This window comes from Legionella navarrensis, from assembly GCF_052527415.1.
In genome coordinates this window covers 1-1,473 of the sequence record NZ_JBNVZR010000050.1, presented here as the reverse complement: position 1 = coordinate 1,473, position 1,473 = coordinate 1, and the positions used below count along the sequence as shown (strand labels likewise).

Genomic DNA, 1,473 nt, shown 5'->3' with positions numbered 1-1,473 from the left:
GCAGGCTGTACGGCCACGGGTCAGATAATCACCTGCACCATTCCAGCCGGCACGGTTCCTGGTACGTACAGCTTTACCTATGCGGCCACGGTGAATCAGACAGCGGCTGGCTCGGTGAGTAATGCGGTGGTAGCTACAGGCGGCAGCAGCAGCGCACCGACCTGTACGAGCTGTACGACCACGCATCCAGTCACAGCCGCTGCCATCACGGTAAGTAAATCCGCCAGTCCTGCGAGTGGTACTGCAGTTGCTGCGGGAGACCACATAGATTACAGCCTGCAGGCTGTCATCAGCAGCGCTGCATCCACTTCGGATCTGGTGTTGACCGATACCCTGAGTGCCGGCCAGACACTGGGAACGCTGCCGGCCGGCTGTACGGCCACGGGTCAGGTGATTACCTGTACCGTTCCCGCAGGTACGGTTCCTGGCACCTATCATTTTGCCTATCAGGCCACTGTCAACCAGACCGCGACGGGTTCGGTGAGCAATCGTGTCGTACCAACAGGCGGCAGCAGTACGGCACCGACCTGCTCAAACTGCACGACCACGCATCCAATCACAGCCGCTGCCATCACGGTCAGCAAATCTGCCAGTCCGGCCAGCGGTACCGAGGTGAAGGTAGCCAGTAGCATTGCCTACACCTTGAAAACGGTTATTTCTTCCACCTCGTCCACATCGGATTTAATTCTGCGGGATACGCTAAGCCCCGGTCAGACAGCGGGGGTCATGCCGCCAGGCTGCACCATTGCGGGTCAAATCATTACCTGCATCATACCAGGCGGTACGGCACCTGGTACCTACAACTTTCAATATTCGGCAACGGTCAATAAAAATGCAAGCGGCTCGGTCAGTAACGCTGTGACAGCCAGTGGCGGTAGCAGTACGGCGCCGGCCTGTAGCCAATGCGCCACCGCGCATCCCGTTAAACCGGTCGATGAGGGTAGTCTCAGTCTGGATGTCACATCCAACCTTAAAAGTTTCTCGGAACCGGGAACAACCATTATCTACACTTATGACACAACAAATACGGGACGTCTTACGCTGAACAACGTGAAGTTCAAGGACTCGAGCACCGTAGCGATCAGCTGCCCGGAAACAACGCTGACGCCCGGGCAAAACATGATTTGTACGGGGTCCTATGTAACCACGCTGGCTGATGTAAAAAATGGTGGGATAACGCAGACGGCCATCGTTACGGCCACGCTTGCCGTACCGAGAACCAGAGAGGCGGTTGAAGAGACGATTGAAGTGACGGTTACGACCGTGGCATCGGTGCTGGTGGTGCTTGATCCAACGCTGATACAGGATCAGACACAGGAAATGGTGAATGCATTTTTAACCACCCGGGCGCAGGTATTATTGGCCAATCAGCCAGACAGACGACGCATTATCAATCGCCTGAATGCGGCATCGGCCTGTATTGGCTCGCCGGATGTGTCCATTTCGCCAGGCATGAACAACTTTAATCTGAAT

1 protein-coding gene is annotated in these 1,473 nt (G+C 55.9%); it reads left to right on the top strand.

All coding sequences use genetic code 11. The annotated features are described in order from the left end of the window. The coding region (locus ACQUTA_RS13050) for a CLIPPER-2 domain-containing protein (RefSeq protein ID WP_444988701.1) at window positions 1–1,473 on the top strand (1,473 nt) is incomplete at both ends.